Below are 24,847 nucleotides of genomic sequence, written 5' to 3' on the forward strand. Positions count from 1 at the left end.
CCTCCTATACATCAATTATAATGGGATATTACCGTGTTTCTTACTAGGACGATCCTCTGTTTTATTTTGGAGCATTTCCAAAGCTTCAATTAGCTTTAATCTGGTGTCACGAGGATCAATAATATCATCCACCATTCCTAAACTAGCAGCCTCATAAGGATTTGCAAAACGTTGCAGATATGTACGTATTTTTTCTGCTTGTAACTGATCCGGATCATGACTCGTATCAACTTCGTTAGCAAACATAATAGGGACAGCTCCCTCGGCCCCCATAACAGCGATTTCTGCATTCGGCCATGCATAGACAATGTCTGCTCCAAGTGATTTACTATTTAATGCCACAAAGGCACCACCATATGCTTTTCGCAGAATCACTGTTACTTTTGGAACCGTTGCTTCTGCATATGCGTAAAGTAGCTTAGCGCCATGACGTATAATTCCATCATGTTCCTGTTTAATACCTGGGATAAATCCAGTAACGTCTTCTATGGTTACCAAGGCTATATCAAATGCATCACAAAAACGAATAAACCGAGCCGCTTTATCACTTGAATTGATATCTAATCCACCAGCTAAATACTTTGGTTGATTACAAATCATCCCAACCGTTTGCCCATTAATTTTTGCAAATCCAACAACAATATTTTTAGCAAAATGTTGATGCACCTCAAAGAAACTACCTGAATCAACTATATTGTTTATTACTTTTTTTACATCATAAGGTGATCTGCTATCAAAAGGAACTATCTCTATTAAATCACTTCCATTGGATAATTCACAGTAATTTGCAATATCTTCTGCTTTTTCTTGATCAAAAGCAGGCAAATAATGAATTAATTGACGAACGGTTTCCAATGCTTCTTCTTCCGTATTTGTTTGAAAGTGAGCATTTCCACTCTGTTTATTGTGGATGGAAGCTCCCCCCAGTTCCTCTCCTGCTATTTGCTCTCCAGTAGCTTTCTCTATTACTTTCGGACCCGTAATAAACATTTGTGATGTTTGTTTAACCATTATAATGAAATCAGTAAGCGCTGGTGAATAAACTGCTCCACCTGCACTTGGTCCCATAATTACCGATATTTGAGGTATTAAACCAGAATACTTAACATTTCTGTAAAAAACTTGACCATATCCATCTAAAGAAGATACACCTTCCTGTATACGAGCACCACCAGAATCAATTAATCCTACAATCGGAATTCTATTTTTTGCAGCTAAGTCCATAACAGCAGTAATCTTCTTCGCGTGCATTTCTCCTAGTGCTCCACCATAAACGGTAAAATCTTGAGCAAATAGGTAAATAGATCTACCATTAACTTTTCCGTAGCCAGTTACGACACCCTCACCATTACTATCAACGGCTATGCTGTTACACGAAGAACAAACTCTCTGTTTCATGAAAGGATTTATTTCTACAAAAGATTGCTTATCTAGTAACACTTTAATTCTTTCCCTTGCTGTTAATTTCCCTTTTTCATGTTGTTTACGAATCCGCTCTTCTCCACCACCAAGCTTTATTTGCTTTCTCTTTTCATATAATTCCGTGATTTTATCATACATATCCACGATGTTCACTTCTCCTGACATAATTCAAATAATACACCATTTGCTACACTTGGATGAAGAAATGCTATTTGTTGCCCATCAGCTCCTATTTGTATTTCTTCATCTATTGCCTGAATACCTTTCTGCTTCAAAAGGTCTACCCGTTGCTGGATATCGTCGACTGCTAGTGCAATATGGTGCAAGCCTTCTCCTCGTTTGTTAATAAATTCAGCTACTGTAGAAGTTGTGGTGATTGGTTCGATTAATTCTAAATAAGCTTCTCCCACTTTTAAAAAGGCCACTCTAATGGATTGCGAATCGATTGTTTCCATTTGTGTCAACTTAAGACCTAAACACATCATGTAAAAAGGCAAAGATTCCTCTATATTCTTAACTGCTATTCCAATATGCGTAATGTGATTGACAGCTTTCGTATCAGACGAATTCATTTTCAGCCCCCTATTTGTATGTTTATATAAAGTGAAACTTCCATCCAGCTTTTACTAAAACAAATACGTACAAAGGCTTAAATCGCCACGTCCTGTGGCAACGCCTTTGTGACCTACTTCCATGTAGGCCCGAACCAATCGGACATTTACTGGCAGTCGTTTCCTCACTTATCATTAGTGATTTCATTTTATTGCTTGATGTGAGGGTTTTACGACAAGTTACATGTGAAATACATTCGTATGTTGATTCATCCATAAGCAATCACCTATACTAGCTTATTGATCATTTTCACGAGAAAGAACATTGGAGCTGAAAAACGCTTAAATAGTGAGATAAATGTTTATTACCACTTGTCCAAAAGTAGTTTTCAAGGTAAAATAAACGTAGTATTTTAGGAGTGAAGGAGGATTTGTATGTCCCAAAAATCAAAGCGTGCTCGAAGAACGAAAATTATTGTATATATTATGATAATTGCAATGCTCCTATCCACTTTGACAGCAGGTCTAGCATTGTTTATATAAGAATATTAACTATGGGATATCATTAAGAAGGACACTAGCTCATAATTTCCTGAACTTATACCGCTTACTAATGTTTGTCCATAACGAATTACGTCATAAAATGAACAAAAGCGCAAGCGCCCGAATAGAAACGTAGCGACTGGAGCGAGTCAGCGGAGTTAAAGGAATCACGGTGATTTTGCGAACCGCTGATGACTTAGATTAGGACGATTCGTGAAGTCGGCTAGATTCTGGGCGCTGGAGCTAGTCGCGGCTCAACGCGCTCATATTTATCTACACGGTTTTCCTAGACTATTAAAAAAGACTGTACCACACATGGGTCCAGTCTTTATGCTTCTTTGCTTGTTCTTCTCTTAGGTCTAACATCACTTTCTTTAAACCTTTTTTTCAATAATAGATAGTCTTCAATATCATGTAATAATCGAAAAAGGTTTGCTCTCGTTTCAAATTCTTCTCTCGAACATGGAAGGTCCTCTCTATCGAAATCCTTTCGCAATTGCTCTAATTCCTCTAGGTAGATAATTGCTGTATTCCCAGGATGTACAGCTTTCGATAGCCCTTCAAAGAAGGAGGCAATTTTTTCCGTTATCGAGTCTTTTTTGGGCAATTTAGTTACAAGTGGAAGCATTCGCTGTAATAATTCAAATTGTCTTGATCGCATACGAAAATAATCACGATATGGGTGCTTATTGCGTAATATATGATTTTCTTTATCACGCTCTACTAAGTCCGCTGCTTCGACCAGTAGCTGTTCAATTCTTGTTATTTCATTTCCATCCCATACAATATTCCTATTGCGTACATATAATGCGATTTCATATAGCACGGACTGAAAATTTTCTTCCAATTCTCGTTGCTTTTCTTTTAACTTTTTATCTAGGCTTGGCATATATAAGTTTAGTAATAATCCAGTTCCAATACCAATGATTATTAATAGAAATTGATCAACTAAGAAATCATAATCTAAATAATGTGCACCGTATAAATTTAAAATAATAACTGAGCTTGTTGCAATACCCTGTGTAATATTTAAATACACCGTTATTGGGATAAAGATTGCTAGTAATAAGCCAACCACTGCTGGATGATAGCCTATATAATGAAAAAATAGAATGGACAGAATAGATGCAATAATACATGCTAAAAAGCGATTCCATGCACTTAAAAAAGATTGTTTTCGTGATGGTTGGATACATAAAATGGTAAGAATACCAGCTGATACAAAATTTGTTACTCCTAATAATTGAGCTATCCAAATAGCAATAGGTGTTCCTATAGCTGTTTTAATAGTTCGATAGCCTATCTTCACGTTCCATTCTCCTTTACCGTTCCACTCAGGTTACCGGAAAAAAAGGCTGACCTACGATAACATAGAGACAGCCCTCATTTCATATCTAATCAAACAATTTTTAGACTTCTTCACAATGCTTATCAAATATCGTTTGAAGCTTACTTATGACATCCATAGCACTATGTCCTTCAATATCATGTCGTTCTAACATGGTTACTATTTTACCATCTTTCAAAAAGGCAAATGAAGGTGAAGAAGGTGGATAACCTTCAAAATATTGTCTTGCTTTTTCTGTTGCTTCTTTATCTTGGCCAGCAAATACTGTCACTAATTGATCTGGGCGTTTATCATAATGTATGGAATTAGCAGCAGCTGGTCTTGCGATTCCACCAGCACATCCACATACTGAATTAACCATTACTAACGTTGTACCCTCTTTAGTAAGTGCTTGATCCACTTCTTCAGGTGTTGTTAGTTCTTGATAACCAGCCTCTCTAATATCCTTACGCGCAGCATCTACAACATCATTCATAAATATGTTAAAATCCATTAAAAATCAAACCCCTCACTTGAAGTAACTTTTATACTATAGATAGGATACCAGCATCAGTTTGATATTTCAATTAAATACGTTCTCCGAACAAGGAATTATATTGTTCTAATACACATTAATTGTATTTTCATTCATATTCTCTAAAATTTCTTTCACACGTGCGAGGAAGTTGCCGCAAACAAGACCATCCAATATACGATGATCTAAAGATAAGGATAAATTAACCATGTCACGAGCTGCAAACATATCATTAACGATCATTGGTCGCTTCACAATAGATTCAACCTGCAAAATTGCTGCCTGTGGATGATTGATAACGCCCATGGAGTGGATAGAACCAAAGGAACCAGTATTATTAACGGTAAATGTACCGCCCTTCATATCATCGCCAGTTAATTTGTTAGTTCTTGCCTTTATTGCTAGTTCATGAATTTGCTTAGCAATTCCTTTTATACTTTTATCGTCTGCATGATGAATCACAGGCACGAATAATTCTTCGTCTTTCGCTACCGCGATCGATAAATTAATATCCTTACGCTGAATAATCTTATCTTCTGCCCATGTACTATTTAGTTGTGGGAATTCTTTTAAGCTTTGAGCTACAGCTTTCACAAAAAATGCAAAAAATGTTAATCCGTAGCCTTCTTTTTGCTTGAACGAATCCTTTATTTTATTTCTGTATGTAACAAGATCTGTTACATCTACTTCAACAGTCATCCAAGCATGAGGAATTTCTTGTTTAGATCGAACCATATTTTGGGCGATCGCTTTACGCACTCCTGTAACTGGGATTTCGATATCACCTGTTTGCATAGTCGGCTGTGGTTTCGACGGAGATTCTTTTGCTTGTTTATTTTCAACAGTTGGTGTTACAGCTTTATTGTCATGTTCTGTAGGAGCTGGTATCTTACCAGAAGAAATTAGCTTTTCGATATCCTTTCTAGTAATTCTACCTGCTTTACCTGTGCCTTCTACCTGTTCAAGATCTATATTATTTTCTTGCGCCATTCGTAATACAGCTGGAGAATAACGTTTTTTCATAGACTGATCTTTTGCATCATTAGAGCTGTCCATATCGGTTTGCTGCTTATTCTCCTTGCTCGGTTCTGAACCTTTTGCGGCACCAGCACTACTTGCTTCCGTATCGATATAACACATTAAATCTCCAACTGCAATGGTGTCCCCTTCTTGAGCAACTAATTCCTTAATTGTTCCAGTAAAGGAGGATGGCACTTCTGCATTTACTTTATCTGTCATTACTTCAGCAATAGGATCATACTTATTCACTTTATCTCCAACATTAACGAGCCAAGAACTAATCGTCCCCTCTGTAACACTCTCACCCAATTGTGGCATATTAATTTTTTCTTTCGCCATTTGTGGTCTACCTCCTTTAATTAAAATTCTGCAAGTTCCCGCATTGCTTTTTCCACTTTGTCTGGATTAATCATAAAATATTTTTCCATTGTTGGCGCATATGGCATTGCTGGTACGTCCGGTCCAGCAAGTCGTTGAACTGGCGCATCCAAATCAAACAGGCAATTTTCTGCTATAATTGCTGCTACCTCACCGATAATACTACCTTCTTTATTATCCTCGGTTATAAGTAAAACCTTGCCTGTCTTTTTAGCAGCTTCAATAATGGCTTCTTTATCCAGTGGGTATACTGTCCTTAAATCTAGAATATGAGCATCAATACCCTCTTCCGCTAGCTTTTCAGCCGCTTGAAGCGCAAAATGAACACATAACCCATACGTAATAATGGTAATATCTGAGCCTTCACGTTTCACATCAGCTTTACCAATCGGTAATACATAGTCATCCTCGGGTACTTCTCCTTTTAATAAACGATATGCACGTTTGTGTTCAAAGAACAATACTGGATCGTTATCACGAATAGAAGCCTTTAATAATCCTTTAGCATCATATGGTGTTGATGGCATCACTATTTTTAGCCCAGGCTGATTGGCAAATACCGATTCAACTGATTGGGAATGGTATAATGCTCCATGCACGCCGCCTCCATAGGGAGCACGAATCGTCATTGGTACATTCCAATCATTATTTGAGCGATAGCGAATTTTAGCTGCCTCTGATATTATTTGGTTTACAGCTGGCATGATAAAATCAGCAAATTGCATTTCAGCTACAGGCCTCATCCCGTAAATTGCAGCACCAATTCCAACACCTGCAATAGCAGATTCCGCTAATGGTGTATCTAAAACACGTTCCTCTCCAAATTCTTCAAATAGTCCATCAGTAGCACGAAATACGCCACCTTTTTTACCTACATCTTCACCTAAAACAAATACATTTTCATCTCGTTTCATTTCTTCTTTCAAAGCAGTTGTTACTGCCTGGATATATGACATTACTGGCATGACAATTTCCCCCTTTCTACTCTTCGTACACGTATTTTAAAGCATCTTCGGCAGGCGCATAGTCCGCATTCTCAGCATAATCTGTAGCCTCATTAACCTCCGCATTAATTGCATCATTTATTTGTTTTTCTACTTCCTCTGTTAATATGCCCTCATCTTTCAAATACTTAGCAAAGGTAATAACAGAATCTTTCTTTCTTGCTTCATCTACTTCTTCACTTTCACGATATAATCTATCATCATCATCACTTGAATGTGCAGTTAACCGATAGGACACCGCTTCAATTAACGTTGGACCTTCTCCAGCTAAAGCCCTGTCCCGTGCAGCTTTCACAGCCTCATAAACAGCAAGTGGATCATTACCATCTACAGTATATCCAGGCATTCCATAGCCTTGTGCCCGGTCAGCTACATTTTTACTTGCGATTTGTTTTTCAATCGGAACCGAAATAGCATATTTATTATTTTCTACCATTGTAATAACAGGTAAGTCGTGAACTCCTGCGAAATTTAAACCTTCATGGAAATCCCCCTGGTTAGATGAGCCTTCTCCTAGTGTAACAAATGAAACAATCGGTTCTTTTTTCATTTTAGCAGCAAGGGCTACGCCAACTGCATGGGGAAGTTGAGTCGTAACAGGAGACGAGCCTGTCAGAATTCGATTTTTCTTCTGCCCAAAATGACCTGGCATTTGACGACCACCAGAATTGGGATCTTCAGCCTTGGCAAACCCAGATAGCATCAATTCCTTCGTTGTCATCCCAAAGGCCAATACAACGCCCATATCACGATAATAAGGTGCAACATAATCACTTTTCCGATCTAATGCAAAAGAAGCCCCTACTTGTGCTGCCTCTTGTCCCTGACATGATATAACAAATGGGATTTTACCGGCTCGATTTAACAACCACATTCTTTCATCAATTTTCCTTGCTAAGAGCATTGTTTTATACATTTCTAATACCATTTCATCTGTAAGCCCTAAAGCTTTGTGGCGATTTTGTGCCATCACTTAGTCCCTCCTTTTATAAATTAACCATGTATTTGTTTACCATCTACTGCAAGTGCAGCTTCACCAATCACTTCTGCTAAAGTTGGATGTGGATGGATGGTGTGTCCCACTTCCCAAGGTGTAGCGTCCAGCACTTTAGCAAGGCCAGCTTCTGAAATCATATCAGTCACATGAGGACCTACCATATGTACACCTAAAATATCATCCGTTTGCTTATCTGCAATTATCTTTACAAAGCCATCAGCTTCACCATAAACCAGTGCTTTACCAACTGCCTGGAAAGGAAATTTGCCTATTTTAACTTCATATCCATTTTCTTTTGCTTGTTTCTCAGTTAAACCTACACTTGCTGCTTCTGGACTAGAATAGATACATGACGCTACCTGTGAATAATCAATTGGCATTGGGTTCTGATCAGCCATATGCTCCACAGCGACAATTCCCTCATGGGAAGCAACATGCGCTAGCTGCATACCACCAATCACATCACCAATTGCGTAAATATGTGCTTCCTTTGTTTGATAGAATGAATTCGTTTGGACAAATCCGTTCTCTACAATAATATCTGTATTTTCCAAGCCAATGTTATTTGTATTTGCTTTCCTACCTACAGAAACAAGCATTTTCTCTGCATGAAAGCGTTGATGTTTTTCATTGATTTCTGCTTCAATTTGAACTCCATCTTCTTTTAAAAGTGTATCAGCTAGTACTTTTGCACCTTTGACAAAATTAATTCCTTTTTTCTTCAATAATCTTTCTACTTCTTTGGCAACAGCAGTGTCCTCAGAAGGTAGAATATCTTCTAAGTATTCAATGACAGTTACTTCCACATCAAAATCCGCCAGCATCGACGCCCATTCTATGCCAATAACGCCTCCACCAACAATAATAATTGATTTTGGTAGCTCTTCTAACTGTAATGCGTCATCAGAGTTTAATACCGTTTTATGATCAATATCTAAACCAGGCAACGTTTTTGGAGTAGATCCAGTTGCAATCAAAACATTTTTTGGAACTAGCATGGTGTTCTCATCACCATTCGCATATTCAATAGAAATCGTTCCGGGCATCGGAGAAAATATACTTGGTCCTAGTATTCTTCCGTATCCATTATAAACATCAATCTTCCCCTTCTTCATTAACCCTTGGACACCCTGATGAAGCTGATCGACAATAGCTCCTTTTCTTTTTTGAACTCTCGTGAAATCAAGCTTTGTGTCCTTCGTTTCCACACCGAATTCATAAGCGTTTTTAGTTTGTTTATAGACTTCAGCACTTCGCAATAATGATTTTGACGGAATACAACCACGATGGAGACATGTACCACCCAATTCTCCCTTTTCAACAACTGCTACTTGCATCCCTAGCTGAGAGGCTCTTATGGCTGCTACATAGCCGCCAGTACCACCTCCAAGTATTACCAAATCGTAATCCTTAGCCATTTTTCAACACTCCTCTATCAAATTCTAATTAGGGTACGTTTTTGCTATTTCTTCCCCTCTGAGTATCCGAAGAACACCAGCATTTAAAGCTTGTAGCTCATCTTCGCCTGGGTAGACAACCGTATCAGCTATCCAATTGATCCGTCGAATAATCGACTCAGTAAACGATTTTCCATGTGCAAGGCCTCCAGTTAAAACAATTCGATCAACGTCCCCTGATAACACTGCACTCATGGAACCTATTTCCTTAGCTACCTGATAAGCCATTGCTTCATATATTTCCTTTGCCTTTTCATCGCCTGAAGCAATCCGTCGTTCTACCTCGATGGCATCACTTGTATGAAGATAACCCATCATTCCACCTTGCCCTACAATCTTTTTCATTACTTCTTCTCTATAATATTGCCCTGAAAAACAAAGTGCAATTAAATCCCCTGCTGGTACAGTACCTGCGCGTTCCGGTGAAAATGGTCCCTCTCCGTGTAACCCATTATTTACATCAACTACTTTCCCACGTTGATGTGCTCCGACAGTTATGCCACCACCCATATGCGTTACTATGAAATTCAAATCCTCATATTGTTTATTCATATCATTTGCGACTTTTCTAGCAACTGCCTTCTGATTTAAAGCATGGAAAATACTCTTTCTTGGTATTTCAGAAAAACCAGAATACCTAGCAATTTCCGCAAGTTCATCGACTACGACTGGATCAACAATATATGCAGGAATATTAAGGTTTAGAGCAATTTCATTTGCTATGATGCCCCCTAAATTGGAGGCATGTTCACCATTATAGCCAATTCGCAAATCAGTTAGCATTTGCTCGTTCACTTCATATGTTCCACCCTCGATCGGCTGAAGTAATCCGCCGCGAGCACAGACAGCACTTAATTTAGATATATTTATCCCTTCATAATCAAGCTGATTAAGAATGATATGTTTTCGATACATATGCTGTTCGATAATGGATGGAAATTGGTTTAATTCATCGGATTGATGACGAATTGTTTTTTCAAAAATACATGTTTCATTATCAAAAACCCCTATCTTTGTAGAAGTAGAGCCAGGGTTTATCACAAGATTTCTAAACTTAGCTAGCAATACATTTTACCTCCGTTGTCTAAGTTGTACCTTATCTTCTACTAAGAATATGATGTCCATTCAGCAAGAATTGACTTCTAGAATTACGTTCAGACTCAATTCTCTCCTCAGCCATCCGATCAGCCGCTACATAGGTTGGAATGTTATCTCTTTTGGAAATAGCAAATACTTTTTGTAGACTGTCGTAAATGGTTTCCACTTTTTTCATTGCGCGATCATGATTATAACCATGTAATTCATCCGCTACATTTATTACACCACCAGAATTAATGACATAATCAGGAGCATAAACGATTCCTTGTTCATGAATAATATCTCCATGCTTTGAAGACTTTAATTGGTTATTGGCTGAGCCTGCAATGACTTTCGCTTTTAATCTAGAGATTGTATCATCATTAATTGTAGCTCCTAATGCACATGGAGCGTAAATATCACAGTCAACATCATAGATATCGTCCGGATCAACAGCTGTTGCGTCGAAAGCTTCAACAGCTCGATTAATTGCTTCTTTATTTATATCTGTAACAATTAATTGAGCCCCTTCTTCATGTAAAAATTCGCAAAGTGCATAAGCTACATTACCAATTCCTTGGATTGCAATGGTTTTACCTTCTAAAGAATCATCACCATATGCCTCTTTTGCAGCAGCTTTCATTCCTTTGTAAACACCATACGCTGTTACCGGAGATGGATTACCAGATGAACCTGATTCTGGAGAAATACCTGTTACAAAATCTGTTTCCATATGAATTAAATCCATGTCATGAACAGTAGTTCCTACATCTTCCGCCGTAATATATCTTCCATTTAATCCTTGAATATATCTTCCAAATGCCCGAAACATTTCTGGATTCTTATCTTTTTTTGGATCACCAATAATTACTGTTTTTCCACCGCCCAAATTTAATCCAGCTGCAGCATTTTTATATGTCATACCTTTAGCTAAGCGTAATGCATCTTCAATCGCTTCTTCTTCCGATTTATATGTCCACATTCTTGTTCCACCAAGAGCTGGCCCTAAAGTTGTATCATGAATAGCGATAATAGCCTTTAAACCAGAATTTTTATCTTGACAAAATACTAATTGTTCATAATCATATTTTTCCATATAAGTAAATAGTTCCATGTTTATTCCTCCTAAAATGTATGAGCTGATACAAGAGCTAAAGAAAGTGAATATACTTTACTTTCAGCTGAATCTGCTCGTGATGTAAGTATAATCGGTGCTTTTGCACCACTGATAATAGCTGCCACTTTTGCATTAGCATAATAAACAAAAGACTTGTATAGTGCATTTCCCGCTTCTATAGATGGTGCTAATAGTATATCTGCATTACCAGCTACCTCTGATTTGATCCCTTTTTGCTGAGCTGCTTGATACGACACTGCATTATCAAAAGCTAATGGACCGTCAATCAGACATCCTTTTATTTGGCCTCTTTGTTGCATTTGGGTTAATACAGCAGCATCCATCGTCGACTGCATAGCCTCGTTTACCACCTCAACAGGAGTGATAGCAGCAACTTTCGGGACATTAATACCAACAGCGCTAGCAACTTGAACTGCGTTTTGAATAATCTCAACCTTTTGTTGTAAATCTGGCGCAATATTCATAGCTGCATCTGTTAGAAACACTACTTTTTGCTGATTAGGGATTTCAAAAAGCGCGACATGAGATAATACTTTTCCTGCACGAAGGCCATATGCTTTATTTAATACAGCTTTCAAGATATCTTTTGTAGCTATTTTCCCCTTCATAAGGATATCTGATGCCTTATCATTTATAGAGAGAACTGCTTGCTTAGCAGCCTCATGATTATTTTCTACATGACGAATAGTCATGTCGCTATTCCATTGACTAGGTATTAAACCTATATCAGTTGCTAATTCGGTTATTTTCGATTCATCCCCAAATAGCAAGAAAGTACATAAATCTTCTTCGAGTGCTTTTTTCACTGCCAGAAGCACTTCCTTATCAGCCGCATTTACCACCGATACGGTTCGCTTTCTTCCTTTTTTTACTTTAGCTTTTAATTCGTTTAACGATTCCATACATACCTCCTATCTCTGCCCCAAATATAATTAAGCAAAAACCGTGCCAACCTACAAACAATGAAAACGCTTCAATTTGTAGTGCAACCACCTTGCAAATTATTGCAACAATGCAAATTATTGCAGGTTATTTCTTTCAATTTTATACTTATCCATTTTATAGTATAAATTTCTTATCGAAATATGGAGATCTTTTGCTGTTTTCGTTTTATTGTAATGATTTTTTTCAAAAACGTGTTGTATATATTGTTTTTCATAATGTTCAACAGCTTTTTGTAACGGTAAATCAGTCGTAAGCTGTTCGCTATGATGGGAAATACTCTCCGTCTTTGTTGCTAATTCTGGAAGGTGCTTTAGCTTAATGATTTCTTCATTCATATCCATGTATATCATTGCTCGTCCAAGCACATTCTCGAGCTCTCGGATATTACCTGGCCAATGGTATCTCTTTAATTCAGCTAATACTTCATCTGAGACAAACCGAACATTTCTCCCATAATCTTGATTAATCTTCAAAATAATATGCTCCGTTAAGACCGGTAAATCAGACAATCTTTCCTCTAAGGAGGGAATGAAAATGGGTAATCGATTTAAGCGATAATAAAGATCCTCACGAAATGTTTTCGCCATGATCGCTTTCTCTAAATTTACATTTGTGGCGGTAATTATTCTAACGTTAATTGATATTGGTTGTGTGCCACCTACTCTTACAATTTCATTTTCTTGAAGTACTCGTAATAATTTTGCTTGCATATTTAAAGAAAGTTCGCCAATCTCATCTAGGAATATACTTCCATAATTCGCTTCCTCAAATAAGCCTTTTTTGCCACCATGCTTAGCTCCTGAAAAAGCCCCTTCTTCATATCCAAATAATTCACTTTCTAAAATGGATTCTGCAATGGCGGCACAATTGACTCTTATAAATTTATGGTGCTTGCGGTCACTCTCATTATGTATAGCATGGGCAAATAACTCTTTACCTGTTCCTGATTCACCACGAAGTAAAACAGTTGCTGGTGTTTTTGCCCCTACTTTAGCTTGCTCTAGGGCTAATTTCATTTCAGAAGAGGTTCCGATAATATCATCAAAGGTATATTTCGCTTCCAAATTCCGAATAATTTGTCTTGCTCGCTTTAACTCAGTTGTCAGTGCGTGTATTTCGGAAACATCATGAAGTACACCAACGCTACCTTTCATTTTTCCATCCACAATAATTGGAGCTACATTCACATATACCTCTTTCTTTTTAGGGCCAACTTTCATCGTAGCACCTCGGACAGCTCTTCGAGTCTGAAGTACTCTCATATGCATGCTTTCTCCCTCAGAAATATCTGTAGTAGCTGGTTTGCCTATAACATCTGATTCTTCTAATCCAGTGATTCTTGTATATGCTGGATTGATCATAATCCCAAAGCCATTTTCATCTACTACACTAATTGCCTCATCAGAAGAATGAATAATCGCCTCCAACATCGTTTTAATTTCTTTTAGGTCTGTGTTTTCTTCAGCCAAATTCATGACTTCCGTAATATCTTTAAATACTGCAAAAGCACCAACTAATAAGTCATCTGCATTAATAATCGGTATTCGCGTTGTAATAACTTGTTTTTTATTTTCCAGCGTTAATTTTTGATTAACCTCTCTACGTCGATTACGTAATACCTTCGGCAACCTTGTATTTGCAATTACACTCTGGATCGACTTACCTTCAAATTCTCGTTTCTCTTTCCCTACAATTTTTTCAGCGCCTTTGTTGACAAACGTAACGATTCCTTCATTATTAATAACAATCATGCCGTCTCTTATATTATTTAAAATGAGTGCTTGATTACGCATCTGAAGCTTCACTTTCTCCAACAATGTTTCCTTCTCATCAAATAATTCGTAAATAATATATGCGACACTTCCAGGAATAACTACCGTTTTTCGATTTCGTAGCTCAATTAATTTGTCTAATACCTGATCGTCACCAGTTGCTTCAATTATTATATCAATATCCTGATGAATCCAACTTGTCCACTCCACGCCTACTGGGATGTTATATTTTCTAGCTAACTTTAAGCCAGGCGCATCTTTGTTTGTATCAATTACTGCTACTATTTTCATTGTCTGTGTAGCATATAAGATATTTAGAAGGATACTCCCACCTTTACCAGCACCAACAATTAGTACCCGCTTCATTTCATCCCACCTTGCATTTTTTTGCATAGTACTATGATACGTCAGTCTGCACGATTTAGCAAACCGATTCTCTCCACTAATTCCTTTTTATATAATCTTCTGCTATACTTAAGAAAGAGCATACATAAGGGGAAATATAATGATTAGAATCATCGCCGCACTCACATTATTCATTCCTGGAGTCATATCTGCAATCGGAATAAAGCTTATGCGAGATGCATTATTTGATTCCTTTTATCCGATTTTCATTTATACAGGTGTGCAATTTTTTGTTGGATTTATTTTATTTCTTGCTGGAATTGCCTTTATCGGCGGATTTATTATACATCGAGACCGTAAAAGGCAACGCTTAAAGCAAGAGCAGAAAAAAATAATAGAGGATGAATAAGTAACATGAGATGGGATATTTTTCCCATCTTTTATTTTTTCATCCTAAATAAACAAATTCTTTCACCTTTCGCAATGTGCAAAAAAAACTGAATTTATGTTATGATTTTAATTAAAAATATCATCGGGAGGAATTAGCGTGAAAGTAGCAAAATTTGGGGGGAGTTCTGTAGCAAATGCAGATCAATTAAGGAAAGTAGGGAATATTATAAAAGCTGATCCTCAAAGAAGATTTATTGTAGTGTCAGCTCCAGGAAAAAGATTCAAATCAGATAGGAAGATAACTGACATGCTGATTGAATTAGGTGAAGTGCATTGTAATAATGGACAAACAGATGAATATGTCTACCCTATCATGCAACGCTTCAATGAAATTGTCGAGGAATTAAATATATCAGGAGAAATTCTTGAAAGTATTTCTCAGTCCATCCAATCTATTTTGCATAGTAAAAATTCAGACCCAGAAAAAATGGATGCATTGAAATCGATAGGTGAAGATAGTTCGGCAAAAATTTTAAGTGCTTACCTTAATCATATTGGTATTTCAGCTAAATATGTAAACCCCCAAGATGCAGGTATCTTAGTAAGTAATGAACCAGGAAATGCAAAAATATTACCTGAAAGTTATGAAAAAATTTACAATCTTAGAGACAGCGAAGAAGTTTTAGTAATACCAGGTTTCTTCGGGTATACGAAAAATGGAAAATTAATAACCTTCTCTCGTGGAGGTTCAGATATAACTGGATCCATTGTAGCTGCAGGAGTCAAAGCGGGTCTTTATGAAAATTTTACTGATGTTGATTCTGTATTTTCCGTCAATCCGGCGTTCGTGAAAGATCCTCAAAAGATCACTACATTAACTTATAAAGAAATGCGTGAGTTAAGCTATGCTGGCTTTTCTGTTTTCCATGATGAAGCATTAATTCCTGCATACAAAGATGAAATACCTGTATGTATAAAAAATACGAATAACCCAGAAGCACCTGGTACATATATTGTTTCTGAAAAGAAACCAAGCGAGAAGTGTGTTGTTGGAATTGCTAGTGATACAGGCTTCTGTAGTATTTATATTAGCAAGTATTTGATGAACAGAGAAATTGGCTTTGGTAGAAAGCTTTTTCATATTCTTGAGGATGAGGGTATCTCTTTTGAACATGCACCTTCAGGTATTGATGATATGTCTATCATTCTTCGTGAAAGTGGGCTGCCAATTGCAAAAGAAAAAAAAATATTACAAAGAATTCAAGCAGACTTACATCCAGATTTAATTTCCATTCATCGAAACTTAGCTATGATTATGATTGTTGGAGAGGGTCTTGTTAGAACCATTGGCCTTGCACAAAAAGCAACAACAGCTATTGCAAGTGCTAATGTAAATATCGAAATGATTAACCAGGGTTCATCTGAGGTATCGATGATGTTCGGTATCAAAGCTGAAGACTTAGATAAAGCTGTAAAGTCACTGTACCATGTCTTTTTTGAATAAAAACACTAACAAAAGAATGGGTCGAAAGCATTTTTAGCGATATAAAACCCGAACTTTATAGATAAAGTTCGGGTTTTTGGTTTGTGGATTTTGTGGTGACAGATAGTTCATTCATCCCTCGTCAACATGCTTCGCTTTCCGCGAGAATGACCCATAGCCTCCTCAGTTAGCAATTTCTTTCGGACTCGTACTGTCTCTCTGGATAGGAAAGCCTTCAGCAACAATACTTCGCACGTAAAAAACACTCTTCTGCCTAAAGGAGTCTACGGTTATTTTGGACTACCCTAAAGTATGCTTACAATTTATTATAATAAATCGTTCAACTGGCTTTATGCTCAAGTCGTAAGTGATCGGCAACCATCGCAATAAACTCAGAATTGGTAGGTTTTGCCTTTGTAATACTTATGGTATAACCAAATAGAGCGGAAATGGAATCAATATTCCCACGACTCCAAGCCACTTCGATAGCATGGCGAATAGCTCGTTCTACTCGGGATGCTGTTGTATTATATTTTTTTGCAATATCAGGGTATAGTACCTTGGTAATTGAACCTAATAATTCAATATCATTATACACCATCGTTATCGCTTCTCGTAAATACATGTAGCCTTTTATGTGAGCAGGGACACCAATTTCATGAATAATATTGGTAATACTTGCTTCTAAATCCTGTTTTTTCTTCTCTTTACGATTCACTTTTGACACACCAGTAGATATTGCATTATGACCTTGTACTTGCCTGATTTGCTCTGATAAATTATCTAGATCAAATGGCTTTAAAATGAAATAAGATGCTCCTAAGTCTACGGCTTTCTTCATTACCTCTTCCTGTCCAAACGCTGTAAGCATAATAACATGAGGTACTTTTCCAGATGAAGAACGTATCGTATTTAATACAGCAAGACCATCTACATGTGGCATAATAATATCTAACACTAATACATCCGGTTCTAATTCCTCTAGCATTGTTAGACAGTCTCTCCCATTATATGCCGTTCCGATCACCTCAATATCTCCCTGTTCTTCGAAATAATCCTCCATTAATTGAATTAATTCCCGATTGTCGTCGACCAAACATACTGAAATTTTTTCCACAAAAGCTCCTCCTTTTATGTAGTACAAAACTTTTCACTATTTTACATATTCTACACAATTGCTAAATATCCTTTTTTTATTTAAAAAACTTTGGTTTTTTTAATATTTTCTTTAATTTACTCATGTTTTCTCCTTTTTACGATATGATTCGATATTTATAGACACTCATGTCGAAAAATATTTACCTAATTATACCACATTTAATAAAGATTGGACAAAAGTTTTCGGATTATTAGAAATAATATTGCTATATGTTAAGACAAAAAAGAAAAAGACTTGTAATGGAATACTCCATACAAGTCAAGCCTTTAACTAGCTTTATTTGTTTGTTTTTCTTTTTTATAAATATCAATACCCGCATCTTGTAACATCCACTCAAGATGAACACCATAACCAGATGTAGGGTCATTTACGAAAACATGGGTAACAGCACCGATAATTTTTCCGTTTTGAATGATTGGACTTCCGCTCATCCCTTGTACTATTCCCCCAGTTTCATTAAGCAATTCTTCATCTGTAATTTGTATAACCATTCCTTTGGTTGCAGGAAATTTTTGCGGCACGCTACTTACAATTTCAATGTCATACTCTTGGACCTGTTCACCCTCAACAACAGTCAAGATTTTTGCAGGGCCTTCTTTTACTTCATGAGATAAAGCAACAGGCATAGGCTCATCCCACTTTCCATTAGACATTTCATCGTTTAATTTGCCAAATATTCCAAAAGGGCTATTCTTTGTAATCGACCCTATTTTATGATCTTCCGCAGAAAATTTTGCTTGTTTTTCTCCCGGAATTCCGTTATTTCCTTTTTCAATCGACGTTACTGATGAACGAACGATAGAACCATTATAGATCTCAATCGGTTTTTTTGTATCCATATCTGAAATCACATGTCCTAATGCACCGTATTTTTTTGATTTAGGTTCATAAAACGTCATTGTTCCAATACCTGCTGCCGAATCTCGAATATAGAGCCCGATTTTATAGTCGTTTTCCATACTATCTAGCGTAGGCTTTAGCTTTGTTGTTATCGTTTCTTTTCCTCTTTTTAACTTGATATCAAGTGAATTGCTTTCTTCACCTGCTTTTTCTACATATGGTTTAACATCCTTCATCTTTTTTATCTCATTTCCATTTATCTCTAAGATAACGTCCCCTACTTTTATATTTGCATTTTCTCCTGGGGAAGTTTCTCCTTGCTTACCATTAACTAAATGGTGTCCAACAACTAAAACACCCTTTGTGTGTAGCTGTACACCTATGGATTGTCCACCAGGAATAACCTTTAAATCGTCTAAAACATTTACATCAACATTCTTTATTGGTAAACCTGCAAATTCATAAAATGCTTGACTTTTCTCGTAATCATTGGCATAAACTTTATTTGAATTTGTAGTTTGTATTGTTTTTGTTGAGCCTTTTAGGTCGACATTTTCTCCTAGCGTCGGCAACGTAATTGGAGCATTATTATTTAGCGTGATAATCTCGCTAGGGATCGATAAATACTTCTGAATCGGGGCAAAAAAAGGAAATGCAAACACAATAATAAGGAGCACAAAACCTATCCAAAATCGAAATTTTCTTGTCTGTTTCCCGTTCAAATTATTTCACTCTCCTCGTTCCAACCCAAAACCACTTGTGTTTTTCTGTACTCCTAATTTGACCTACTAGCATTTGTTTTAAACTGGTGAAACATAAGTGTGCTACCTAACATTACCTTTGTTTAAGAAGCTTTCGTATGTATATGTAGACTTCTTGCGGAGGGTAACAAAAATACATGTATGATATTACTAACGATGGAATAAAGTAAATACCAATGCATATAAAAAAGCCAGATATTCTATTTTCTGGCTTTATCCTTCATATTATGCTTCTTTTTTGATTTATAATTCACAGCCATTTCCAACATTTCACGTGCATGCTCTACGGCTGTATCTGTAAGTTTGGTTCCCGTAATCATTCTTGCTAATTCATTTATTTGATAATCGATTGATAATTCACTAACCATCGTATGCGTTCGATCGTTCTGTGTCTGCTTTTCAATTAATTTATGCGTATCAGCCATTGCAGCTACTTGTGGGAGATGTGTGATACAAAGCACCTGTGATTCCTTAGAAATATGATGAATTTTCTCTGCTATAGCTTGTGCTACTCTGCCACTCACACCTGTATCTACCTCATCAAATATAACACTCGTAACACCTTGATTTCTAGCGAATATCTTTTTAAGTGCTAACATAATTCGTGACAGTTCGCCACCAGAAGCAACTTTACTTAGTTCTTTTAATGGCTCGCCCGGATTCGTAGAAATCATGAATTTAACCTGATCATATCCTTTTTGATGGAGATTTATTGCATGATATTCATCACTACGGATATATTGATCCATGTTTTCATGTTCGAATGATACAGAAAATGCAGCTTTATCTAAATATAGTCCTTTTAATTCATCATGAATTTCTTTCGTTAAAGCATTCGCTGCCTTTAAACGAAGCGCGTGTAATTCTTCCGCTTCTAAATAAGCATCCTTTGCTTTTTCATTTATTTGTTTTTCTAATTTTGATAAATGGGAATCCTTATTTTTTATTTCTTCCATTTCCTCTTCAATTTTAGCCATGTACTCTAATATTTCATCAACGCTTGAGCCATACTTTTTCTTTAAGCGGTTAATTTCGCTAAGTCGAGCTTCTATTTCATTTAACCGCTCTGGATCATACTGCATAGACTCTAGATAATTTCCTAAATCATGGGTTAGCTCTTCTAAGCCAAAGAAATAATTCCCAATTTCCTCTGCTTTTCCAGCAATAAATGTGTCGTACCTACCATTATCCTGTAAAGCTGTTTGTGCAGTTGTAACCCATTCAAGCCCTTTTTGATCACCATATAGAGCGTTATAGGCTATTTGTAACGCAGCGTAAATGCGTTCATAATTGGCTAAAGAGCTTCTTTCCTCTTCTAACCTTTGATCCTCGTTAGGCTCCAAATCCGCAGATGCCAGTTCCGTCATTTGAAATTCAAGCAAGTCAAGCCGCTGTGCTGTTTCTTGCTCGTTTTCGCTTAGTTTGCGATAACGAGTTTTTAAATTACTTAATTCCTCATATAAGCGAATATACTCTTCTTTAGCTCGTCCTATTTGTGCAGCATTATACTGATCCAATAAATCAATATGATTATCTGGGTCCATTAGTGATTGTGTTTCATGCTGGCTATGAATATCAATTAGCGCTTTTCCAAATTCACGTAGTATTGCCAATGTAACTAGCTTGCTATTTACGCGACAAATACTCTTCCCATTCGCAGTTATCGTACGCCGAAGAACAATTTGCTCATCTTGAATTTCAATACCATACTGTCTTCCGATTTCATAAATAGCATGCGACTTATCATCTATTGTAAACAAACCTTCAATATCAGCTTTTTTCGTTCCATACCTGACAAACTCAACGGAACCTCTTCCACCCGCAAGTAATTGCACTGCATCTATAATAATGGATTTCCCAGCACCTGTCTCTCCGGTTAATACAGTGAGACCATCATGGAAGGTAATTGAAATTTTATTAATTATAGCAAAATCCTGTATAGATAACTCTGTTAGCACGCCATCACTCACCTCATCCCAACTCTACAGCATCTCTATAAAACGTTCTTTAATAATTTCCGAGTCTGCTTCTGTTCTGCAAATGATTAAACATGTATCGTCTCCACAAATTGTCCCCATGATCTCTTCCCAATCCAAATTATCAATTAACACACCAACAGCATGGGCATTTCCAGGCAACGTTTTTAACACAATAAAATGGCTAGCATGTTCAATTTTCACAAATGCATCCATAATTAATCGCTTTAACTTATCTAACGGATTAAATCTTTGATCAGCAGGTAAGCTATACTTGTATTTCCCGTTCGTTGCTGGAACCTTTACTAAGTGCAATTCTTTTATGTCACGTGAAACAGTCGCCTGTGTAATATTATAACCTAAGCGTTTTAAGTGATCGACAAGTTCATCCTGTGTCTCTATTTCATTTTCTGTAATTAATGCACGAATCTTTATATGACGTTGTACCTTACTCATAGGGCGCCCCCATTTCCCATTTCAAGCTCATTTACTTTCTCTCTGCTTTTTGTAGTTCAGCATGTGCCTTTTTAACTACATCTTCTATTTCGACATCCGTAACTGTAATTCCTTTTTTTTCTTTTTGCCAGCCAAAGTGTGCCAGAAATTCTATGTTGCCATCACCGCCAGTAATCGGTGAGTGAGTTATATCAAATAGATCATATGATTCACTCATAGCAAAATCAACAATGGTTGACAATACAGACTGATGTACATTTTCATCTCGAACAATACCTTTTTTTCCTACTTGTTCTTTCCCAGCTTCAAATTGAGGTTTAATTAAAGCAACAATATCACTGTTTTCAGTAAGTAATCGTTTTAATACTGGTAAAATAAGCTTTAAGGATATGAATGAAACATCAATTGTAGCAAAATTTGGTTTACCCTGTGTTAACATTTCAGGGGTGACATATCGAAAGTTTGTACGTTCCATAACTACTACACGATCATCATTTCGTAACTTCCAATCGAGCTGATTATAACCAACATCAATGGCATAACATAGTTGTGCCCCATTTTGCAAAGCACAATCAGTAAATCCTCCGGTTGATGAACCAACATCCACCATAATTTTATTTTCAGTAGAGATATCAAATGTTTGCAATGCTTTTTCTAGCTTCAGTCCTCCCCTACCAACGTACGGTAGTAATTTACCCTTAACGGTTAACGGAGTTTCTTCATCAATCTTCATTCCTGGCTTGTCCAATCGTTCATGTTCATTAAATACAAGGCCAGCCATGATCATACGTTTTGCTCGTTCTCTCGATTCCACTAAGTTTTTTTCTACTAATAATACATCTAATCGTTTTTTTTTACTCATTAGTCGTTTCCTTTATTACTAATTTTTGGGTAGTATTCTTATTTTTAATTTATTTTCTATAACAGATATTACTTTTCCAGCGAAGAAAATAATCGAGGTTGAGGCATTTATCGCAAAAAATTTGCCTAGCGCCTTACCTCCAACAGTAATAGCAGCAACTACACTTGTCAGTAGAACAGAAATCGTTATTTGAACGGTCGATCCTTCTCCATGACCTAATAAATTTGCCATTTGTAATACAACAATGGCTGAAGCTGTTCCACTCACTATACCTGAAATATCTCCTATCACATCATTACAAAAGCTAGCAAACCTATCAGCATTTCGGATAATGATAACCGCTTCTTTAGCGCCTGTTACTTTTTCTGCGGCCATTGCATGAAACGGTGCCTCATCAGCAGCTGTAGAAGCAATACCTAACATATCAAATACAACGCCGACAAATACTATCATAAATACAAGAAGTAAACCAATTATCCAAATAACTCCACTCAATATAGATGACGAGATAATTGAAAAAATAGCCGCTAACACAAAAGTGATAACGGCAATAGTTAGACTAAATTTAATCGATCGTTTTACGTGTGATTTCATTTCATACCTCTATTATATAAGATATTCATTCTTTTTATGTAAGAGAAGGAATGGTCATGTAAAAGGTAAAAACTGTGGCTTAGGTCCAGTAGGTTTTCCCAGTTGATTACCCCGTGTTGCCACGAAAGGCGGTTCCCCTTTAAAATCAACTTAGCTTCGTCGCCAAAAGCTAGACTGGATTACCACTTAGTCCACACTATAATCCCTTTTATATGTCATACGAACAGTCTAGGAGATTTCCTCAACAGTTCTTAACCGCTCCCTAGCCTCTTTTGCAGTGCTGATTTCATAGAGATGAAAATAAGCAAACTAGTGGCCATCTAATTTGTTATTTTAAGACTCTAATCCCCTCAGGCACCACTCAAGGCAGGCTACGCTGCATATTAGGTGTCCCTTACCATATCTGCAGGTTCATACCCCATTCCATAATGATAACTAGGCTTAGCTATCACTACAGAGATGGGCCTCCGCGGTAATCGGGTCAACGCCCACATGCCTTTGTGGATCGCCCGAAAACCTTAACTCCCAGCATAGACCCAAGGCTGGGCGCCTCAAGCCTACACAAGGAACTTCATCGATGTGCCCTTTGGCGGATTTTTAGGCCCGCCTTCAGGTACGGAGAACTGACTAGAATACTGCACCATTCCTTTGTTAGTTTAATTATAGCATATTTAAAAGGAAAGTTCTATTTCTGATTTTAATGGTCTCGTTGACTAAAATACTCCGTTAAATCCATTAACACCGATTCTTGTGCATTAGCTTTTTGTAATGCCGCTTTAGCCTTATCTACATACCACGTTTTCTTTTCGATAGCACCTTCAAGCCCTAGCAATTTTGGATAGGTACTTTTCTGATTTGATTCATCACTACCAACAGGTTTACCAAGCTTTGCTTCATCTCCCATTATATCTAGAATATCATCCTGAACTTGAAAAATTAATCCCAAATAATAAGAGAATTCTTTTAGATGCATGAGCTCTGTCCTTGATGCTCCTCCAAGAAATGCCCCAGCATAGACCGCAAACCGTAATAGTTCACCTGTTTTATGTGCATGAATTTGTTCAAGCTCCTCTAGGGTTACCGGTTGATTCTCTGCTTGCATATCTAAAATTTGCCCAGCTACCATACCTTTAGGCCCACTTGCTTCTGTTAATACCTGGAGTATTTCTACCTTTTGATCAGCAGTCAATTGAGAATCATTAGCTATTAGTTCGAAGCTGTATGTAAGCAATGCATCACCAGCTAAAATTGCTGTTGCCTCATCAAAAGCTTTATGATTTGTCAACATTCCTCGTCGATAGTCATCATCATCCATCGCGGGTAGATCGTCATGAATGAGTGAATAAGTGTGGATCATCTCTAAAGCTGCCGCAGTTGTCAGTGTAATAGCCGTTTTCTTTCCATAAACCTCATAGCTTGCTAATAATAAAATTGGTCTTAATCGTTTTCCGCCAGCTTTAACAGAATAAATCATTGATTGTTTTAACGTTTCAGGAATTTGGATGGTATCCAATTTTTCCAGAAGGGTTTTATCAATCAATTGTCTGTATTCCTGTAAATAATCTTTCATATTACGCAACACTGTCATTCTTCCTCCTGGATATGAAAAGGTTCAAGTTCCCCTTGCTCATTCATAATCTTTGTCATCTTTTCTTCTACGTGGATTAGCTTATCATTACATAGTTTAGATAGCTTCATTCCATCTTGATAGTAATCAATCGCTTTTTCTAAAGGTACGTCCCCTGTTTCCAGCTTTTCTACTATTTTCTCCAGCTGTGCCATTGCTTCCTCAAAGGAAAGTTCATTGTCCGACAT

At 37.0% G+C, this 24,847-nt stretch carries 23 protein-coding genes; 3 read left to right on the top strand and 20 right to left on the bottom strand.

Features of this window, described 5'->3' with window-relative positions; all coding sequences use genetic code 11:
- Window positions 1-15 precede the first annotated feature (15 nt).
- Window positions 16-1,566: an acyl-CoA carboxylase subunit beta gene (locus tag JUJ52_RS04155; RefSeq protein WP_121605069.1), complete on the bottom strand. Its 1,551-nt coding sequence runs from the start codon at window positions 1,564-1,566 to the stop codon at window positions 16-18.
- A 5-nt stretch (window positions 1,567-1,571) separates the two neighbouring features.
- Window positions 1,572-1,994, bottom strand: coding sequence for a methylmalonyl-CoA epimerase (gene mce / locus JUJ52_RS04160; protein ID WP_026681090.1), 423 nt, complete (start codon window positions 1,992-1,994; stop codon window positions 1,572-1,574).
- Window positions 1,995-2,408: 414 nt separating this feature from the next.
- Here mce and prli42 point away from each other — a divergent pair, with 414 nt between their 5' ends.
- Window positions 2,409-2,516: a stressosome-associated protein Prli42 gene (gene prli42, locus JUJ52_RS04165; RefSeq protein WP_121605068.1), complete on the top strand. Its 108-nt coding sequence runs from the start codon at window positions 2,409-2,411 to the stop codon at window positions 2,514-2,516.
- Window positions 2,517-2,844: 328 nt separating this feature from the next.
- Here prli42 and JUJ52_RS04170 read toward each other — a convergent pair whose 3' ends face one another.
- The 10 genes from JUJ52_RS04170 to JUJ52_RS04215 form a co-directional block, all read right to left on the bottom strand.
- On the bottom strand, window positions 2,845-3,825 hold the full coding sequence (locus JUJ52_RS04170; protein ID WP_026681091.1) for an aromatic acid exporter family protein: 981 nt from the start codon (window positions 3,823-3,825) through the stop codon (window positions 2,845-2,847).
- Window positions 3,826-3,925: 100 nt separating this feature from the next.
- Window positions 3,926-4,357 carry a BrxA/BrxB family bacilliredoxin gene (locus JUJ52_RS04175; protein WP_026681092.1) on the bottom strand — a complete coding sequence of 144 codons (432 nt, stop codon included), beginning with the start codon at window positions 4,355-4,357 and terminating at the stop codon, window positions 3,926-3,928.
- A gap of 108 nt (window positions 4,358-4,465) precedes the next feature.
- Window positions 4,466-5,737 carry a dihydrolipoamide acetyltransferase family protein gene (locus JUJ52_RS04180; protein WP_026681093.1) on the bottom strand — a complete coding sequence of 424 codons (1,272 nt, stop codon included), beginning with the start codon at window positions 5,735-5,737 and terminating at the stop codon, window positions 4,466-4,468.
- Window positions 5,738-5,757: 20 nt separating this feature from the next.
- Complete coding sequence (locus tag JUJ52_RS04185) at window positions 5,758-6,741, bottom strand: alpha-ketoacid dehydrogenase subunit beta (protein ID WP_205388509.1); 984 nt, start codon at window positions 6,739-6,741, stop codon at window positions 5,758-5,760.
- 16 nt (window positions 6,742-6,757) lie between these two features.
- Complete coding sequence (locus JUJ52_RS04190; RefSeq protein WP_026681095.1) at window positions 6,758-7,750, bottom strand: thiamine pyrophosphate-dependent dehydrogenase E1 component subunit alpha; 993 nt, start codon at window positions 7,748-7,750, stop codon at window positions 6,758-6,760.
- 23 nt (window positions 7,751-7,773) lie between these two features.
- Window positions 7,774-9,195 carry a dihydrolipoyl dehydrogenase gene (gene lpdA / locus JUJ52_RS04195; RefSeq protein ID WP_026681096.1) on the bottom strand — a complete coding sequence of 474 codons (1,422 nt, stop codon included), beginning with the start codon at window positions 9,193-9,195 and terminating at the stop codon, window positions 7,774-7,776.
- Between the two features lie 24 nt (window positions 9,196-9,219).
- On the bottom strand, window positions 9,220-10,299 hold the full coding sequence (buk, locus tag JUJ52_RS04200; RefSeq protein ID WP_026681097.1) for a butyrate kinase: 1,080 nt from the start codon (window positions 10,297-10,299) through the stop codon (window positions 9,220-9,222).
- 31 nt (window positions 10,300-10,330) lie between these two features.
- Entirely contained in the window at window positions 10,331-11,425 is a 1,095-nt protein-coding gene (gene bcd, locus JUJ52_RS04205) for a branched-chain amino acid dehydrogenase (RefSeq protein WP_026681098.1), read from the bottom strand.
- 11 nt (window positions 11,426-11,436) lie between these two features.
- Entirely contained in the window at window positions 11,437-12,351 is a 915-nt protein-coding gene (gene yqiS / locus JUJ52_RS04210; RefSeq protein ID WP_026681099.1) for a phosphate butyryltransferase, read from the bottom strand.
- Window positions 12,352-12,468: 117 nt separating this feature from the next.
- Entirely contained in the window at window positions 12,469-14,532 is a 2,064-nt protein-coding gene (locus tag JUJ52_RS04215) for a sigma 54-interacting transcriptional regulator (RefSeq protein ID WP_205389763.1), read from the bottom strand.
- Between the two features lie 139 nt (window positions 14,533-14,671).
- Here JUJ52_RS04215 and JUJ52_RS04220 point away from each other — a divergent pair, with 139 nt between their 5' ends.
- Both JUJ52_RS04220 and JUJ52_RS04225 read left to right on the top strand, forming a co-directional pair.
- The gene (locus JUJ52_RS04220) at window positions 14,672-14,920 is read left to right on the top strand and encodes a DUF2627 domain-containing protein (RefSeq protein ID WP_026681101.1); all 249 of its coding nucleotides are present in this window, start codon (window positions 14,672-14,674) and stop codon (window positions 14,918-14,920) included.
- Window positions 14,921-15,058: 138 nt separating this feature from the next.
- Window positions 15,059-16,405 (top strand): aspartate kinase, encoded by a 1,347-nt coding sequence (locus JUJ52_RS04225; protein ID WP_205388508.1) that lies wholly within the window; start codon window positions 15,059-15,061, stop codon window positions 16,403-16,405.
- Between the two features lie 319 nt (window positions 16,406-16,724).
- Here the strand turns inward: JUJ52_RS04225 and spo0A are convergent, their stop codons facing one another.
- The 8 genes from spo0A to JUJ52_RS04265 all read right to left on the bottom strand — a co-directional run bounded on the left by spo0A (window position 16,725) and on the right by JUJ52_RS04265 (window position 24,847).
- A complete protein-coding gene (spo0A, locus tag JUJ52_RS04230; protein ID WP_026681103.1) occupies window positions 16,725-17,501 on the bottom strand; it encodes a sporulation transcription factor Spo0A in 777 nt (258 codons plus the stop codon).
- A 308-nt stretch (window positions 17,502-17,809) separates the two neighbouring features.
- On the bottom strand, window positions 17,810-19,105 hold the full coding sequence (gene spoIVB / locus JUJ52_RS04235; protein WP_051388309.1) for a SpoIVB peptidase: 1,296 nt from the start codon (window positions 19,103-19,105) through the stop codon (window positions 17,810-17,812).
- A gap of 239 nt (window positions 19,106-19,344) precedes the next feature.
- Window positions 19,345-21,102: a DNA repair protein RecN gene (recN, locus tag JUJ52_RS04240; protein WP_121605067.1), complete on the bottom strand. Its 1,758-nt coding sequence runs from the start codon at window positions 21,100-21,102 to the stop codon at window positions 19,345-19,347.
- 24 nt (window positions 21,103-21,126) lie between these two features.
- Window positions 21,127-21,576, bottom strand: a complete 450-nt coding sequence (gene ahrC, locus JUJ52_RS04245; RefSeq protein ID WP_026681106.1) for a transcriptional regulator AhrC/ArgR — start codon at window positions 21,574-21,576, stop codon at window positions 21,127-21,129.
- 31 nt (window positions 21,577-21,607) lie between these two features.
- Window positions 21,608-22,438: a TlyA family RNA methyltransferase gene (locus tag JUJ52_RS04250; RefSeq protein ID WP_121605066.1), complete on the bottom strand. Its 831-nt coding sequence runs from the start codon at window positions 22,436-22,438 to the stop codon at window positions 21,608-21,610.
- Between the two features lie 18 nt (window positions 22,439-22,456).
- The gene (locus JUJ52_RS04255; RefSeq protein WP_121605065.1) at window positions 22,457-23,032 is read right to left on the bottom strand and encodes a hypothetical protein; all 576 of its coding nucleotides are present in this window, start codon (window positions 23,030-23,032) and stop codon (window positions 22,457-22,459) included.
- Between the two features lie 697 nt (window positions 23,033-23,729).
- Window positions 23,730-24,614: a polyprenyl synthetase family protein gene (locus tag JUJ52_RS04260; protein ID WP_121605889.1), complete on the bottom strand. Its 885-nt coding sequence runs from the start codon at window positions 24,612-24,614 to the stop codon at window positions 23,730-23,732.
- 2 nt (window positions 24,615-24,616) lie between these two features.
- The gene (locus JUJ52_RS04265; protein WP_026681110.1) at window positions 24,617-24,847 is read right to left on the bottom strand and encodes an exodeoxyribonuclease VII small subunit; all 231 of its coding nucleotides are present in this window, start codon (window positions 24,845-24,847) and stop codon (window positions 24,617-24,619) included.

This window comes from Virgibacillus sp. AGTR (genome assembly GCF_016919725.2).
Taxonomy (GTDB): domain Bacteria; phylum Bacillota; class Bacilli; order Bacillales; family Amphibacillaceae; genus Virgibacillus; species Virgibacillus salarius.

What these genes read in the sequence shown, in the direction of transcription:
- mce (WP_026681090.1), bottom strand. Translation starts at nt 1,994, where the DNA reads ATGAATTCGTCTGATACGAAAGCTGTCAATCACATTACGCATATTGGA.
- prli42 (WP_121605068.1), top strand. Translation starts at nt 2,409, where the DNA reads ATGTCCCAAAAATCAAAGCGTGCTCGAAGAACGAAAATTATTGTATAT.
- JUJ52_RS04175 (WP_026681092.1), bottom strand. Translation starts at nt 4,357, where the DNA reads ATGGATTTTAACATATTTATGAATGATGTTGTAGATGCTGCGCGTAAG.
- JUJ52_RS04180 (WP_026681093.1), bottom strand. Translation starts at nt 5,737, where the DNA reads ATGGCGAAAGAAAAAATTAATATGCCACAATTGGGTGAGAGTGTTACA.
- JUJ52_RS04185 (WP_205388509.1), bottom strand. Translation starts at nt 6,741, where the DNA reads ATGCCAGTAATGTCATATATCCAGGCAGTAACAACTGCTTTGAAAGAA.
- JUJ52_RS04190 (WP_026681095.1), bottom strand. Translation starts at nt 7,750, where the DNA reads ATGGCACAAAATCGCCACAAAGCTTTAGGGCTTACAGATGAAATGGTA.
- lpdA (WP_026681096.1), bottom strand. Translation starts at nt 9,195, where the DNA reads ATGGCTAAGGATTACGATTTGGTAATACTTGGAGGTGGTACTGGCGGC.
- bcd (WP_026681098.1), bottom strand. Translation starts at nt 11,425, where the DNA reads ATGGAACTATTTACTTATATGGAAAAATATGATTATGAACAATTAGTA.
- yqiS (WP_026681099.1), bottom strand. Translation starts at nt 12,351, where the DNA reads ATGGAATCGTTAAACGAATTAAAAGCTAAAGTAAAAAAAGGAAGAAAG.
- JUJ52_RS04215 (WP_205389763.1), bottom strand. Translation starts at nt 14,532, where the DNA reads ATGAAGCGGGTACTAATTGTTGGTGCTGGTAAAGGTGGGAGTATCCTT.
- JUJ52_RS04220 (WP_026681101.1), top strand. Translation starts at nt 14,672, where the DNA reads ATGATTAGAATCATCGCCGCACTCACATTATTCATTCCTGGAGTCATA.
- ahrC (WP_026681106.1), bottom strand. Translation starts at nt 21,576, where the DNA reads ATGAGTAAGGTACAACGTCATATAAAGATTCGTGCATTAATTACAGAA.
- JUJ52_RS04250 (WP_121605066.1), bottom strand. Translation starts at nt 22,438, where the DNA reads ATGAGTAAAAAAAAACGATTAGATGTATTATTAGTAGAAAAAAACTTA.
- JUJ52_RS04255 (WP_121605065.1), bottom strand. Translation starts at nt 23,032, where the DNA reads ATGAAATCACACGTAAAACGATCGATTAAATTTAGTCTAACTATTGCC.
- JUJ52_RS04265 (WP_026681110.1), bottom strand. Translation starts at nt 24,847, where the DNA reads ATGTCGGACAATGAACTTTCCTTTGAGGAAGCAATGGCACAGCTGGAG.